This is a genomic window from Streptomyces sp. NPDC014727 (genome assembly GCF_043083485.1).
Taxonomy (GTDB): Bacteria; Actinomycetota; Actinomycetes; order Streptomycetales; family Streptomycetaceae; genus Streptomyces.
In genome coordinates this window covers 80115-93697 of the sequence record NZ_JBIBYR010000027.1, presented here as the reverse complement: position 1 = coordinate 93697, position 13583 = coordinate 80115, and the positions used below count along the sequence as shown (strand labels likewise).

At 72.0% G+C, this 13583-nt stretch carries 13 protein-coding genes; 3 read left to right on the top strand and 10 right to left on the bottom strand.

The window, feature by feature from the left end; genetic code table 11:
- Nucleotides 1-119: 119 nt before the first annotated feature.
- The 4 genes from ACF1B9_RS30830 to ACF1B9_RS30815 all read right to left on the bottom strand — a co-directional run bounded on the left by ACF1B9_RS30830 (nucleotide 120) and on the right by ACF1B9_RS30815 (nucleotide 3589).
- Nucleotides 120-1277 carry a CaiB/BaiF CoA transferase family protein gene (locus tag ACF1B9_RS30830; protein ID WP_391745953.1) on the bottom strand — a complete coding sequence of 386 codons (1158 nt, stop codon included), beginning with the start codon at nucleotides 1275-1277 and terminating at the stop codon, nucleotides 120-122.
- Nucleotides 1274-1639 carry a hypothetical protein gene (locus tag ACF1B9_RS30825; RefSeq protein ID WP_391745955.1) on the bottom strand — a complete coding sequence of 122 codons (366 nt, stop codon included), beginning with the start codon at nucleotides 1637-1639 and terminating at the stop codon, nucleotides 1274-1276. The genes ACF1B9_RS30830 and ACF1B9_RS30825 overlap by 4 nt, the downstream gene beginning before the upstream one ends.
- 79 nt (nucleotides 1640-1718) lie before the next feature.
- A complete protein-coding gene (locus ACF1B9_RS30820; protein WP_391745957.1) occupies nucleotides 1719-2600 on the bottom strand; it encodes a class I SAM-dependent methyltransferase in 882 nt (293 codons plus the stop codon).
- Between the two features lie 20 nt (nucleotides 2601-2620).
- Nucleotides 2621-3589 (bottom strand): AraC family transcriptional regulator, encoded by a 969-nt coding sequence (locus ACF1B9_RS30815; protein ID WP_391745959.1) that lies wholly within the window; start codon nucleotides 3587-3589, stop codon nucleotides 2621-2623.
- An 81-nt stretch (nucleotides 3590-3670) separates the two neighbouring features.
- Between ACF1B9_RS30815 and ACF1B9_RS30810 the strand changes: the two genes are divergently transcribed.
- On the top strand, nucleotides 3671-4540 hold the full coding sequence (locus ACF1B9_RS30810; RefSeq protein WP_391745961.1) for an NmrA family NAD(P)-binding protein: 870 nt from the start codon (nucleotides 3671-3673) through the stop codon (nucleotides 4538-4540).
- Between the two features lie 58 nt (nucleotides 4541-4598).
- Here the strand turns inward: ACF1B9_RS30810 and ACF1B9_RS30805 are convergent, their stop codons facing one another.
- Entirely contained in the window at nucleotides 4599-5342 is a 744-nt protein-coding gene (locus ACF1B9_RS30805) for a class I SAM-dependent methyltransferase (protein WP_391745963.1), read from the bottom strand.
- Nucleotides 5343-5421: 79 nt separating this feature from the next.
- On the opposite strand from ACF1B9_RS30805, the gene ACF1B9_RS30800 reads away from it, so the two are divergent.
- Nucleotides 5422-5634: a hypothetical protein gene (locus ACF1B9_RS30800; RefSeq protein WP_391746099.1), complete on the top strand. Its 213-nt coding sequence runs from the start codon at nucleotides 5422-5424 to the stop codon at nucleotides 5632-5634.
- A 266-nt stretch (nucleotides 5635-5900) separates the two neighbouring features.
- Here the strand turns inward: ACF1B9_RS30800 and ACF1B9_RS30795 are convergent, their stop codons facing one another.
- The gene (locus ACF1B9_RS30795; protein ID WP_391745965.1) at nucleotides 5901-6206 is read right to left on the bottom strand and encodes a 4a-hydroxytetrahydrobiopterin dehydratase; all 306 of its coding nucleotides are present in this window, start codon (nucleotides 6204-6206) and stop codon (nucleotides 5901-5903) included.
- 63 nt (nucleotides 6207-6269) lie between these two features.
- On the opposite strand from ACF1B9_RS30795, the gene ACF1B9_RS30790 reads away from it, so the two are divergent.
- Nucleotides 6270-7196: a helix-turn-helix domain-containing protein gene (locus ACF1B9_RS30790; protein ID WP_391745967.1), complete on the top strand. Its 927-nt coding sequence runs from the start codon at nucleotides 6270-6272 to the stop codon at nucleotides 7194-7196.
- 295 nt (nucleotides 7197-7491) lie between these two features.
- Here the strand turns inward: ACF1B9_RS30790 and secD are convergent, their stop codons facing one another.
- The 4 genes from secD to ligA form a co-directional block, all read right to left on the bottom strand.
- Nucleotides 7492-9840: a protein translocase subunit SecD gene (gene secD, locus ACF1B9_RS30785; protein WP_391745969.1), complete on the bottom strand. Its 2349-nt coding sequence runs from the start codon at nucleotides 9838-9840 to the stop codon at nucleotides 7492-7494.
- A gap of 30 nt (nucleotides 9841-9870) precedes the next feature.
- Nucleotides 9871-10473, bottom strand: coding sequence for a hypothetical protein (locus ACF1B9_RS30780; RefSeq protein ID WP_391745971.1), 603 nt, complete (start codon nucleotides 10471-10473; stop codon nucleotides 9871-9873).
- On the bottom strand, nucleotides 10470-11294 hold the full coding sequence (locus ACF1B9_RS30775; RefSeq protein ID WP_391745973.1) for a rod shape-determining protein MreC: 825 nt from the start codon (nucleotides 11292-11294) through the stop codon (nucleotides 10470-10472). Before ACF1B9_RS30775 ends, ACF1B9_RS30780 begins: the two co-directional genes overlap by 4 nt.
- A gap of 155 nt (nucleotides 11295-11449) precedes the next feature.
- Nucleotides 11450-13561, bottom strand: a complete 2112-nt coding sequence (gene ligA, locus ACF1B9_RS30770; RefSeq protein WP_391745975.1) for an NAD-dependent DNA ligase LigA — start codon at nucleotides 13559-13561, stop codon at nucleotides 11450-11452.
- Nucleotides 13562-13583: the final 22 nt, after the last annotated feature.

Here is a 13583-nt window from a genome sequence, read left to right as displayed (position 1 = left end):
AACGCGGGAGACCAGCGCATCCAAAACCGTTCGGGATACGCGCAGTGCCGGGCAGTGGATCCAAGACTCACTCCTGCTCACTGATTAGGAACGGTACGGAAACGGCGCCGGCCGACGGTTCAGCTCTCCAGCCAGCGCCTGAGGTCGTCGGTGTGCTCGCCCAGCCTCGGCGGACGCCGCTCGTAGCGCGGCGGGGTACGGGACAGCCCGATGGGGTTGGCCACCAGGCACAGGGGATCGTCGGGGTCCGAGTCGGCCGGTGTGACACGCGGGGACAGGCCCAGGCGTTCGGCCAGGTCGAAGGCGCCCCCAAGGTCGTTGACCGGACCGCAGGGCACCCCGAGCGGGGTGAGCAGGTCGAACCACTCGGCGGCGGTGCGCAGGACGAGCCGCGCGGAGAGCTCCTCGGCCAGCGCGTCGACGTGTGCGACACGGTCCTGGTTCGAGGCGAATCGGGCGTCGCCTGCGAGTTCCTCGGCACCCAGGCCCCGGCACAGGGCGAGGAACTGCCGGTCGTTGCCGACGGCCACGACCAGCGGCCGGTCCGCCGCCCGGTAGACCTCGTACGGGGCGATGGACGGGTGCCGGTTGCCCAGGATGCCCGGTACCTGACCGGCCAGGGTGTATCCACCCGCCTGATTGACCATGCTCGACAGCAGCGTGGACAGCAGGTTGACCTCGACGTGCTGACCCTCGCCGGTCGCGTCGCGATGGCGCAGCGCCGCCAGGACCCCCACGGCCGCGTGCAGGCCCGTGAGCACGTCGACGAGTGCCACGCCCGTCTTGACGGGCTGCCCCGGCGCGGGCCCGGTCACGCTCATCAGTCCGCCGACCGCCTGCAACAGCAGGTCGTAGCCGGGCAGCGCGGCGCCTTCACCGGCTCCGAATCCGGTCACCGAGCAGTAGACGATGCCAGGGTTGAGCGCGTCGGCCTCCTCGTAGGAGAGCCCGTACCTGCCCATCGTGCCGGGACGGAAGTTCTCGAAGAGCACATCGGCGCGGCGCACCAGTTCGCGGGCGTCGCGGCGTCCTTTCTCCGTGCCCAGATCGACGGCGAGGGACCGTTTGTTGCGGTTCACGGAGAGGAAGTAGGTGGACTCGTCATGGGCACGCGGCGGGCCCCAGGCCCGGGTGTCGTCGCCGGAGCCCGGACGTTCCACCTTGATGACGTCAGCGCCCAGGTCCGCGAGGAGCATGGTGGCGTACGGGGCCGCGAGCACCCGCCCGAAATCGGCTATCACCACACCCGACAGGGGCCCGGGGGCGGCGGCGTTCACCGGGTCACCGTCCAGGGGCTCCGCGTGTGCGTCGCGGTCGTGGTGGTGAAGAACTCCTGTGCGGCGAGGCTCTGTTCACGCTCGCCGAGGGACATGCGCGCAGCGCCTGCGTCCGTCTCGGGAACGATGTGCGTTGCGCCGGCGTCGAGGTGTCGCACCGGAGCCTCGACGGCGCGCGGGGCGTCGGTGGGCGCGGCGGCCGAACACCCGAACTCGCTGCCGCCGTACGCGGCGAACTCCCCCTCGCCGCAGTGTGCCGCGGCGACGGGACCGGACAACTCGCGGTCGAGCGCGCGGTGGCCCGCGAGCACGGTCGGGCCGCGTTCGTGGCGGCGGGTCGACCGGTTCAGGGACTCACCCACGCGTCGGCCTCCCGCACCCGCCCCGCGGACCGGCCTGTCCGGTCCGTCGTTTCCCGGGAACCTAGCAGGTCGGGATCGGTCAGCCCTTCCGGCCCAGGTGCACCGTGCGGGCCATGAGCAGGAAGACGTCGGGGCGGTGACGCAGCCCGGCCGGGTCCTCGGGGTCGAGCAGGCGGTCCAGTACCGCGATGTCCTCGGTGGAGAGGGCCTCCCCGTACGTCTCTCGCCGACGGCTGAACTCGGCGACGACGTGGTCGAGCGCCGGTCCTGAGAGCGGTGCCGGAAGGTCGAGCAGGAAGCTCCGGGTGCCCTGCGGGTCCAGCCCCACCGCGGTGAACAGGGCGCTCCAGTCCTCGGTCTCCCGCTTGGAGCCGGGCAGAGCCGCCCGCATGTCCTCGAACCACTCCGCGGTGATCGCGTCGAGCCTGGCCTCCAGACCGGGCCGCCCCATGCCGATGTCACGCGGGAGCTGGCGCGGCGGCAGACCGCCCTCGACCAGGGCGATGGTCCCACCGGGGCGCAGCAGCCCGGCGAACCCCGCGAGAACGGCACGCTGGTCACCCATGTGGTGCAGGGCGTTGCCCGCCCAGATCAGGTCCGCCTCCCCCAGTCCGGCGAGGTCGTCGGGGAGATCGGCCTGCCGAGTGCGGACCCGGTCGTCGAGGCCGAGCCGCTGCGCGCGGGCCCGGGTGCGTTCCAGCAGGGCCGGGGTGCCGTCGACAGCAACCACCTCCGCCTCGGGGAACACCTGGGCGAGCAGGCAGGAGATCACGCCGGGGCCACTGCCGATGTCGAGCACCCTGCGGACCTTCGGCGCCGTGGGCAGGCCGGCGATCCAACGGGCCGCCTCCGCGTACTGCCGGCTGCTGAGCTCGGCGTTCTGCTCCAGCGTCGGGCCCATGACGTCCCAGTCGAATGCGGTGTTGTCGTGGTGATGACCGTGATCGGTGTGCTGGCTCATGCGGACAGCCTCACCGCACATCACCCGTCCGGCAAGCTTTGTTGCCGATTCGGCAAGCCGCCGCTCCGGTACTCCTGTGGACTGACGCCCCGGACGCGCTTGAACGCGGTGCTGAACGCGAACGACTGGCTGTACCCGACCCGCCGCGCCACCGACTCGACCGTGGCGTCCGTCTCCCGCAGCAGGTCGGCGGCGACAGCGAGGCGCCAGCCGGTCAGGTATGCCATCGGGGGCTCCCCGACCAGCTCCGTGAAACGCCGGGCCAGCCCGGCCCGCGAGACCCCGGTCCGGGCGGCGAGACCGGCGACCGTCCAGGGGTGGGCGGGGTCCCGTTGCAGCAACCGCAGAGCCTGCCCGACGACCGGATCACCCATGGCCCGGTACCAGGCGGGGGCTTCGGCGCCGGGTCTGGCGAACCAGGTGCGCAGCGCGGCGATCAGCAGCAGATCGAGAAGACGGTCCAGGACCACGCTCTGGCCGGGCTCGTCCTTGGAGATCTCCTCGTCCAGCAGCGTCAGCAGAGGGCTGCCCCGCCCGTCCGAGGGCAGGTGGAGCAGCGGGGGCAGGGCGTCGAGCAGCCGCCGGCTGATCTCGCCGTCCAGCAGATAGGTGCCGATGAGCATGGCCGCCGCGCCACCGGGGGCGTTGCCCCAGGTGCGCACCCCCAGCTGCATGGATTCGGAGAGCGGCTCCCCGCGCAGAGTGGTGCAGGTGCCGCCGGGTCCGATCACGGCGTGCGGCGCGGTGTCGGGGGTGTCGGCCACGGTGTACGGATCCGGGCCGCGCGCTATGGCGATGTCACCGGGCCGCAGCAGCACGGCGTCCCCGCCCGTGGCCGGAACGATCCAGGCCTCCCCGTCGGTCACCGACATGAGACAGAGCGGGGCCCGGTCCGCGATCCGTACGGACCACGGAGGCTCCATCACCATCCGCAGCAGGAAGGCGCCCTTGGCCCTCGGACCGTCCAGGAGTCCGGCGAGTGCGTCCATGCCCAGCAGCGTAGACGCACGCGTATGGAGCTGAGCGGTACGGGGATGTCGTGGACGGCGCCGCCGAGTGAGCCTTGAGCCATGACACAGAACACGGAGAACGTGCAGCGGGAATCGGTGCTGGTGACGAGCGGTACGGGAAAGACCGGCCGCCGGGTCGTGGAACGGCTGGCCGCTCGCGGGGTCCCGGTGCGGTCCGGTTCGCGCGGTGGTGAGGTCCGCTTCGACTGGGCGGACGAGTCCAGTTGGGCGGAAGCGCTGCGGGGTGTGGACGCGTCATATGTGACGTACTACCCGGATCTGGCGGCGCCCGGTGCGCCGGAGGCGATGGCGGCCTTCGGGCGGATCGCGGTGGAGAGCGGGGTGCGGCGGCTGGTACTGCTGTCCGGACGGGGCGAGCCACAGGCGGTGGTGGCGGAGGAGACCCTGCGCGCATCGGCGGCCGGGGTGGAACTCACCGTCGTCCGGTCGGCGTTCTTCGCGCAGAACTTCAGCGAAGGCGCGATGCTGGACGGGGTGCTCGGCGGCGAGGTGGTGTTCCCGGCGGGCGGGACCGCCGAGCCGTTCGTGGACGTCGACGATCTCGCCGACGTGGTGGTGGCCGCGCTCACCGAGGACGGCCATGCGGGCGTGGTGCATGAGCTGACCGGGCCGCGGCTGCTGACGTTCGAAGAGGTCGCGTCGGAGGTCGCGCGGGCCACGGGGCGCACGGTGCGGTATCTGCCGGTGACCGGACCGGAGTACGCGCACATGCTGGAGAACTACGGTGTGCCGGGGCCCGAAGCCGGCTTTCTGGCCGACCTGTTCACCACGCTGCTCGACGGGCACAACGCGACGGTGACCGAGGGCGTGAAGCGAGTGCTGCGGCGCGATCCGCAGGACTTCGGGGCGTTCGCCCGTGCGGCGGCGCGGGCGGGTGCGTGGGAGGCCCGTGGCACGCTCAAGGAGTAGCACCGTCTGCCTGTGGGACGGCCGGGAGCATCGGAACGCACTCGTGGAGGCGCCGGACTCAGTCTCCGCGTCGCAGCGCGAGCAGCCGGTAGCACGGATCGGGGCGCGGCCGGTCGGGCTCGGCCAGCGCCGTCAGTACGGCCGCGAGCCTCTCGGCCGCCGCTCCCGGCAGGTGCAGGCGCGAGGCGTAATAGCCCTCACGCACCGCCTGCGCCGCGCTCGACGGGGTCCGGCCCTGGCCGTGCCCCCGGAAGCGGGCTTCCCCCACCACGTCGAGGCCGGCCTCCGATCCGTACCCGACGACCAGGTCCGTGGAATCGGACGGACCGGCGTCGAGATAGGGTGCGAAGGCCTCGTCGATGTCGCTGCCCACGTCGTGGGCCGCGTCCTTGTCGACGGTGGTGACGAACACTCCACCGGGCCGCAGCACCCGCGCCGCTTCGGACACCACCGCCCGCACATCCCCTTCGCCGCGCAGCAGATGCAGCAGCCAGATCGCGCCGACCGCATCCACCGCAGCGTCCGGCAGCGGCAGCCGGCGCGCGTCGGCGAGCGCCACCGCACCGATCCGCTGCCGGGCCATCCGTGCCATGCCGTACGAGGGGTCGGTACCGAATACGCCGAGGCCGGGACGGGCGAGGGCCATGCGCTCGGTGACCAGACCCGTACCGCAGCCGATGTCCAGCAGGGTGCGGGCGGTGGAGGGGACCAGGCCGAGCACCGCCGCGGCGGCCGCCTCCGCTCTGGGCACGCCACCGCGGGTGGCGTCGTAGGCTGCCGCCTCAGTGTTGTAGTTCAGCACTTGGCCGACTCTAGACAGACTTCTGCCGAATGGACACCGGCATGTTGCCGGTCGGCCGCTGGGCCCATAACTTGCGTTTATGGAGCTGGAGTTGCGCCATCTGCGAACCGTACGTGCCATCGCCGACACCGGGAGCCTTACCAAGGCCGCGGTGGCCCGGTCGGCTGCGGCCGCAGCCGCGTCCGGAGCGGTGAGCGGCCACACCCGGGCGGCGTACGCGCAGGCGGCCGAGCGCAGCGAGAGCTGTGCGCGGTGGCTCGCCGGGCATCCGCGCTTCGGCGCCGTGATGTGAGATGTCCGCGATACGACATGGCATCGCGTGTCGGCGGATCGGAGCCGCGCGTGACGGGTCACCGCATACCGACGTGCCGATGGGTCGGGTGGCGATGCGACATGACACCACGTGGCATCGCGATGTGACATGCCACCGCACGCCAACAGATCGGATATTGCAATGTGCCATGTCATCGTGCACAGCTCCGCCGGGCCCCGCGAAGGCACCCGGCCCCGGCGGACGCCGGGCCCGGTACCTCGGTTCTCGACGGCGTGCTTGCCCGGCTATCTCACGCCGTGTCCGGGGGCGATCGCCACCACCCGCGCGGCCAGGTTGAGATCGTTCTCGGTGACCACGCCACCCGCGTCATGGGTGTTCACGGAGAGGGTGACGGTGTTGTAACCGAGAGTCAGATCGGAGTGGTGATTCAGTTCGTCCTGGATCTGGGCCACGTGCACGGTCAGCCCGACGGCGGCGAAATGCGTGTGGAGCCGGTAGGTACAGGTGATGCTGTCACCCTCCAGCGACCAACCGGGCAGGTCACCCAGACGGTCCTCGATCTCTTTCTGCGACAATGGTGTGGCAGGCATGCTGAGACTCCCTCACGAGCATTCGGTGCCGGTCGACGGTGCCGGTGACGTTACGGTCTTGGTATGACAACTGTCGCGCTTGACACGGGGGTAGGGCCGCTGCTGCGCAGCTGGCGGGAGCAGCGTCGGATCAGCCAGCTCGAACTGGCCCTCCGCGCCGATTCCTCGGCCCGGCACATTTCCTTCATCGAGACGGGCCGCTCCCGCCCCAGCGAGGACATGATCCTGCGGCTCGCCGAACACCTCGACATCCCGGTGAGGGAACGCAACGCCCTGCTCGTGGTGGCCGGTTACGCGCCCCGATACGCACAGACCGCGCTCGACGACCCGGCGCTGGGCGCGCTGCGCGAGGGGATGCAGCGGCTGCTCCAGGGGTACGACCCGTATCCGGCGCTCGTCGTCGACGGCATGTACAACGTGGTGGCGGCCAATCGGGGTATCACGATGCTGCTGGAGGGCGTGGCCGGGCATCTGCTGGTCCCACCGCTGAACGCCATGCGGCTCACGCTCCATCCGCAGGGCCTGGCCCCACGCATCCGTAACCTTCGGGAGTGGCGGGCCGATCTGCTGGCACAGATGGAACGCCAGATCGCCCTGGCCCGGTCGGCGGAGCTGCGTGAGCTGTACGAGGAGGTCGCGGGCTATCCCGCACCGGACGGCACCGGCACGGCCGAGAGCTGCGGGGACGCCGCAACCACCGGGACCCCGGGGAGCAGCGGAAACAGCGGAAACAGCGGGGCCATCGGCGCAAGCACGGACGAAAACGGGGACGGCGGCGGCTCCGGGGACGCCAAGGTGGTCGGCCCCGCGTCACCTCTGCCCTTCGCGTTGCCCCTGCACATCGAGCACGGCGGGCAGGTGCTCTCGTTCGTCTCCTCCATCGCGACGTTCAACACACCGATGGACGTGACGGTGGCGGAACTGGCCATCGAGACCTTCCTGCCCGCCGACCGGGCCACCGCCGACCATCTGCGGTCCCTCACTTCCTGACGACGGAGCGGGCACAGGGCGCGTCCGAACGCGCCAGGACGGCAGCGGCGGTGCTCGCGGCGGCCGGCACCGCCACGGCGGGCAGCAGGGGAGGACTCGGGTGCCCGTGCAGCACGGCCGCGGCGCCGACGAGCGCGCCGGTCTACATGGCTGTGGCCGAGAACGCCCGTCGTCCGGCGCGTCGGGCGGACATCAGGCCCTCTCGTTCGGATCACGTGGATCGGGCCGGGCTCACGTGCCCCGGTGCCGGGCCCGGCACGCCGGTCCGGCCCGATCCGAACGCAAGGCCCACGGCCTAGACGCGTGCTCCGTTGTCGAGCGGATCCCGCCGCGCCGTTCGCGAACCGGAACGGCGGCTCGGGGCCCTCTTCCGGGCGGGCGGCGGGGCCTTGCTGCTCCGCTCCAGGACGAGCGCGGCCGGTACGGCGGTCAGCACCGAGGAGTACGTCCCGACGCAGATGCCGATGAGCAGGGCGAGCGCGAAGTCCGCAAGGGAGTCGCCGCCCAGCACGGCGAGAGCGGTCAGGATGAACAGGGCTCCGATCCCGGTGTTGACCGTTCTGGGGACGGTCTGCAGAACGGCCTGGTTGGCGATCGTGCCGACCGGTGTGCGGCGGGCCTTCGCCCACAGTTCCCGCAGCCGGTCGAAGACCACCACCGAGTCGTTGACGGAATATCCGATGACGGTGAGGAGTGCGGCGAGGAAGATGCCGTCGACGGTGCGTCCGAGCCAGGCGAAGGCGCCGACCAGGATGATGACGTCGTGGACCAGCGCCCCGACCGAGGCCAGGGCGAACGTCCAGCGGAAGCGGATCGCCAGATAGGCCAGCTGCACGAGGACGGCGATGCCGAGAGCGATCAGGGCATGGCGCCGGAGCTCGTCCCCGAGGCTGGGTCCGATGAGTTCGTCACGGATCTTGGTGGTTTTGCCGCCTTCCTCCGCGAGGGCCGCGCGCAGGACCTGTTCGCCGTCGTCGTCGAGCTTTCCGGTACGTACCGAGAGGTCGCCCGCGCCGGCCGTGGTGACCTCGGCGTCGCCGAAACCGGCGTCGGCCAGGGCGCTGCGGGCGCGTTCGACGTCTACCGGTCGGCTGGTCGAGTACTCGACCAGCCGGCCACCGGTGAACTCGACGCCCAGGTTGACGCCGCGTACGACGATGCCGAGGACCGCGACGGCGATCAGTGCCGTGGAGATCAGCAGCCAGCGACGTGGGGAGCGCATCAGCTGGGGGTTGCGACGGGTCAGCCAGGTCCGCACCCGACCTGGGCTGGCGATGCCGTTGACGCCCCGGTAGTTGTTGACGAAGCGTGAGCCCGAGGCGATCTCGGTGAGCGCACGGGCGATGACGAGGGCGGAGAACATCGAGGCGATCACACCGATGGCGAGTGTGACGCCGAAGCCCTTCACCGGTCCGGACCCGAGGAAGAAGAGCAGGCCGGCCGCGATCAGTGTCGTCACGTTGGAGTCGGCGACGGCGCTCCAGGCACCGCGGAACCCCGCGGTCAGCGACGAGCGCAGTGTGCGGCCCGGACGCTGCGCGTGTTCTTCTCTGGCCCGTTCGAAGACCAGCACGTTGGCGTCGACCGCCATCCCGATGGCCAGAACGAATCCGGCGAGGCCGGGCAGGGTGAGGGTGACGCCCAGGGCGACCAGGGCCGCGTAGGAGATCAGTCCGTAGGCGGCGAGCGCGACGGCGGCGAGCGCGCCGAAGAGCCGGTAGACGACGGTGATGAAGAGCCCGGTGGCCGCGGCGCCGATGAGCGCGGCACGGGCGCTGGCGTCGATGGCGGCGGCGCCGAGCGTCGGGCCGACGGTCCGCTGCTCGACGATCTCGACCGGGAGCGGCAGGGCGCCGCCCTTGATGAGCAGGGCCAGTTCCCTGGCCTCGTCGGCGCTGAAGGAGCCGGTGATCTGGGTGGAGCCCGAGGGCAGACCCACGCCGCAGCCGACCGAGGGGGAGACCTGCGGCGAGGAGATGATCTGCTGGTCGAGGACGATGGCGACGCGCCGCCGCTCGTCCTGGACCGGATGACAGGCGGCCTCACCGGTCAACTTGGTCCAGTCCCGGCCCGCCTTCTTGTGGAAGTCGAGGGAGACGGTCCAGCCGGCGCCCTGTTGGGCGTCGAACACGGCGGTGGCGTCCTTGACTCCCGCGCCGGAGAGCCGGGCCGGGCCGAGGTCGAGGGAGCGGCCCTGCTCGTCGGCGAGCGTCGGCCCGCCGTCGGCCCGGTCGTACGTCTTGCCGTCCGCCCTGCCGTTGTCCTGTGTACCGGGGCCGTTGTCCTGTGTGCCGGGGCCCTGAACGGCGTGGAAGCTGAGCTGGGCGGTTCTGCCGATGACTTCGGCGGCCTTGCGCGGGTCCTGGACGTCCGGGAGTTCGACGATGATCCGGTCCTCGCCGGAACGGGTCAGGGTGGGCTCGGCGACGCCGAGTGAGTCGATGCGCTGGCGGAGCACCTCAAGGGTGCGGTCGGTGCTCTCCCGGTCCGCTTTCGCGGTGTCGGAGTCCTTGGCCTGGAGCACCATTCTGGTGCCGCCCTGAAGATCGAGGCCGAGTCTGGGTGACATGGTCAGCGTGATGAGCGCGGAGACGAGCAGAACGGCCGCAGCCAGAACCGCTCGCACCGTGGTGGCGCGAGTCATGGGTTTCCTCCGAGGGGGCGCCGGACGCCCTCACCTCGGCAAGGACGGGACGGCGGTTCTGTGGGACGGGCCCGGTGGCAGGGCCGGTGGCCGGTGAACGGCAGTCCCTGGAGGCCCGCGTACGCCGGGAAGCGCGACGCGGAAGCGGCCGGTGGCACGAGGGGGTGCGGCGGGGGGCCGCTGGGGGGTGCGGTGCGGGGGGCGGATGGTGGGTGGACCGGACAGCAGGATGTCGGTGCCGGGCGGCGGAAGTTGGTGTGCGGTCCGTGCGTGGTCGGTGCCGGCCCTGGGCTGGGGAGCGGTCGTGGGCGCGGGCCGGTGGCGGTCGGTCGCCGTGGCCGTGCGGGTGCGGCGGGTGTCGTGGACGGTGCCCGTCCGGGCGGTGCGGTCGGTGTGCGGGGAGGGCTGATGGGCGCCGGGCGAGGACGCGGCGGCGGGCGGCACGCCGGCGAACGGCCGGGCGGGGAGTTCGGCTCCGGCGGCTGCGGGGGCGCCGCCGACGACGGTGAGCACGGCGAGCAGGAGGGCGACGAGGAGTTGCCGGGCCGCCGGTACGCGTTCGCGATGCGCGGGGGTGCCCGGCCTTGCCCTCGGGGGCGCGTTCCCCGGGGGCGTCCCCGGGAGGGGGGTCACCTCTGTCGACCGGGCAGGGCCGGTGCCGCGTCGGCGCGGCGGAGCACGGAGTTGAGGATCAGCCCGGCGCCGCGTACGACCGTGGTCGCCGGGTCCTCGGCGAGACGTACCGGAACGCCGAGCCGGACCGCGATCCGGTCGGTTATGTCGGCGCGGGCGGCGCCGCCCCCGGCGAGCAACGGGCCCTTGCGCAGGGCTCCCAGGACGGCGCCGTGCCGGTCCTGCTGCCACATCGCCATGACCATGTCCAGGACGGTGCGCACGACGGCGGTGGGTGGCTCGCAGGGGTCGAGGTCGCTCAGTCCCGTCTCGGCCTGGCGGGCGTCGCGGACCAGTCCGTCGACGAGAAGGGTCACCTCGGTCAGCTCGGCGCCGAGGTCGACGACGAGCAGCGGGCCGCCGTCCCGCGGTCCGGCGCAAGCGGCGGCGGCTCTCGCGCTGTCCAGCGCGATGACGCCGATCGGCCCGAGTGCGGCGATCAGCTGCCTCGCGACGGCGCGGTGCTCGGATCCGGCGAGGACGGGATGGCTGAGGACGATCACGGTGTCGGTGCGGTCCGCGCCCAGTGCCCTCTCCGTGATACGGCCGAGCATCCGGCCGCAGGACACGGGGTCGACGATGCGCCCCCGCCGGACGGGCCGCCCGTGCCCGGGTTCGGCGCCGGGGTCGCCGCAGGCTCCGGGGTCGGCGATGACGCCGTGTCCGGGCAGCCAGGCACGGGCCCGGGAGCTGCCGAGGTCGAGCGCGAGGCCGCGCGTGACCCCCCGGTACTCCCGGTGGATGGACGGGTCGATTCGCGGGCCGTCGTGCAGCGAACGCATCGTCCCTCCCCCGGCTTGCCACCGCAGCCGTTCATACACCCATGGAGCCGCTGATAGCGAGGCATGGCCGAGCCCTCACTATGCAATAGGGAGGCAAAGAAAGCCACTCCCAGGTAAATCCAAGGGCTCGGCGATGCGCGGTCCCGGTCCTGTCGTCAGACCTCCGACGGAAGGAATCCGGAGATCAGTTCGGCGAACTCGTCCGGCGCGGCGATCCGGACACCGAGGTCCTCGGCCTTGGTGCGCTTGGATCCGGCCTTCTCGCCGGCCACGAGGAGGGTGGTGCGCTTGGAGACGCTGGACGAGGACTTCCCACCGGCCCGCTCGATCAGTTCGTTCATCTGATTCCGGGACAGCTTCTCCAGCGCACCGGTCATGGCTCCGGTGACCACTACGGTCATTCCGTCGAGGGGCAGCCCGGCGGCCCCCGCCCCGTCCGCGGCGGCGGCCGCTTCCGTACCCTCCTCGCCCGGCTCGGGCGGCGGCGTCGCTCCGGGCTCCGTCATGTTGACCCCGGCGGCCACCAGCTTCTCGATCAGCGGGGCCAGCTCCACCAGCTCCGCGACGACGCCCGCGGCCTTCTCCTTGCCGATGCCGTCGACCCGCTGGAGCTCCTCGGCATCAGCGGCCCTGATCCGGTCCATGTCCGCGAAGTACCGGGCGATCCGCCGTGACATGGAGCGCCCGGTGCCGCGTACCCCCAGCGCGCAGAAGACGCGGGAGAGCGGCTGGGTCCGTGCCGTTTCGATGGCGGCCAGGAGGTTGTCGGTGCTGGTCTCGCCCATCCGCTCCAGGCCGAGCAGCTGCTCCCGGTCGAGAGTGAAGAGGTCGGCGAAATCGGCCACCAGGCCGGCGTCGACGAGCTGGACGACCCTCGTCGCGCCGAGGCCCTCGATGTCGAGCTGGTCGCGGCCCGCCGCGTACGAGATGGACGCGACGAGGCGGCAGTCGCGGCCCCGGACACAGCGCCAGCGCTGCTCGCTGGTGTCGATCTCCGAGCCGCACTGCGGGCACGCCTCGGGGAAGACGATGGGCTGCTCGTCACCGGTCCGCAGATGGGCGACGGGCGCCTCGATACGGGGGATGATGTCGCCCGCCTTGTAGACCATCACCTGGTCGCCGATGCGCAGATCGCGGCGGGTGATGTCGGCCGGGTTGTGCAGCGTGGCGTAGCCGACGGTCGAGCCGTCGATCTCGACCGGTTCCAGTACGGCGCGCGGTGCGATGATGCCGGTCCTGCCCACGTTCCATTCCACGCCGAGGAGCCGGGTGACCTTCTCCACAGCCGGGAGTTTGTAGGCGATGGCCCAGCGCGGCGCCCTGGTCCCGGAGCCGGCCTCACGCTGGTCGGCCGCGAGATCCGCCTTGATCACGACGCCGTCGATGCCGAACGCCAACGACGCGCGCAGGGCCGCGATCTCCTCGACCCGGGCCTGCGCCTCCTCGACGGCGGTCACGGTGCGCGGCGCCACGTCCGTGTCCGCCGCGGTGTGCACGCCCAGCGCGGCGACGTGGGAAAGGACCTCGCTGTGCGGGAGGTCGGCGAGGGTGTCGGTCAGCTCTCCGGACTCGGGCAGCGGCAGGGCGCCGTAGGCGAAGAACGTCATCTCCACCGTGTACGCCCGGTCCTTGGCGCGCAGGGTGCCCGCCGCGCCGTTCCTCGGGTTGGCGAAGGGGGCGCCGCCGTGCTCGGTACGCACGGCGTTGGCCTGTTCGAACTGCTCGTTCGTCATGAGGATCTCGCCGCGTATCTCGATCGTCACCGGCTCGGCGAGTCGCTCGGGGAGGCCGGACACGGTGCCGATCGCGTGCGAGACGTCCTCGCCCGCGGTGCCGTCGCCCCGGGTGATCAGCCGTTCCAGACGGCCGGCCCGGTAGCGGGCGGCGACCGCCAGGCCGTCGAGCTTCGGCTCCACGCTCCACGCGGCGACGGGCCTGCCGATCCGGCGTTCCAGGGACGCGGTCCAGGTGGCGAACTGCTCGGCGGAGAAGACATTGTCCAGCGAGAGCATCGGCACCGTGTGCGGCACGTCGCCGCTCGCGGCGCCGCCCGCCACCTTCCCGGTCGGCGAGGTGGCCAGAACCTCCTGCGGGTGCTCCTGCTCGTATGCGGCGATCCCCCGCACCAGCCGGTCGTACGCGTCGTCGTCGAGCGCGCTCTCGCCCGTGGCGTAGTACGCGGCGGCGGCCTGCGACGCTTCTTCGACCGCGGCGGCGTAGGCGGCGGCATCGGCGAGCACAACAGCTGAGTTCGTCATGGCCCCCATCCTGCCGCCCACCACTGACAAC

Coding starts and splice junctions, on each gene's coding strand:
- ACF1B9_RS30800 (WP_391746099.1), top strand. CDS start 5,422: ATGGAGCTGGAGTTGCGCCATCTGCGAACCGTACGTGCCATCGCCGAC.
- ACF1B9_RS30790 (WP_391745967.1), top strand. CDS start 6,270: ATGACAACTGTCGCGCTTGACACGGGGGTAGGGCCGCTGCTGCGCAGC.
- ACF1B9_RS30775 (WP_391745973.1), bottom strand. CDS start 11,294: ATGCGTTCGCTGCACGACGGCCCGCGAATCGACCCGTCCATCCACCGG.
- ACF1B9_RS30810 (WP_391745961.1), top strand. CDS start 3,671: ATGACACAGAACACGGAGAACGTGCAGCGGGAATCGGTGCTGGTGACG.
- secD (WP_391745969.1), bottom strand. CDS start 9,840: ATGACTCGCGCCACCACGGTGCGAGCGGTTCTGGCTGCGGCCGTTCTG.
- ACF1B9_RS30815 (WP_391745959.1), bottom strand. CDS start 3,589: ATGGACGCACTCGCCGGACTCCTGGACGGTCCGAGGGCCAAGGGCGCC.
- ACF1B9_RS30820 (WP_391745957.1), bottom strand. CDS start 2,600: ATGAGCCAGCACACCGATCACGGTCATCACCACGACAACACCGCATTC.
- ligA (WP_391745975.1), bottom strand. CDS start 13,561: ATGGGGGCCATGACGAACTCAGCTGTTGTGCTCGCCGATGCCGCCGCC.
- ACF1B9_RS30795 (WP_391745965.1), bottom strand. CDS start 6,206: ATGCCTGCCACACCATTGTCGCAGAAAGAGATCGAGGACCGTCTGGGT.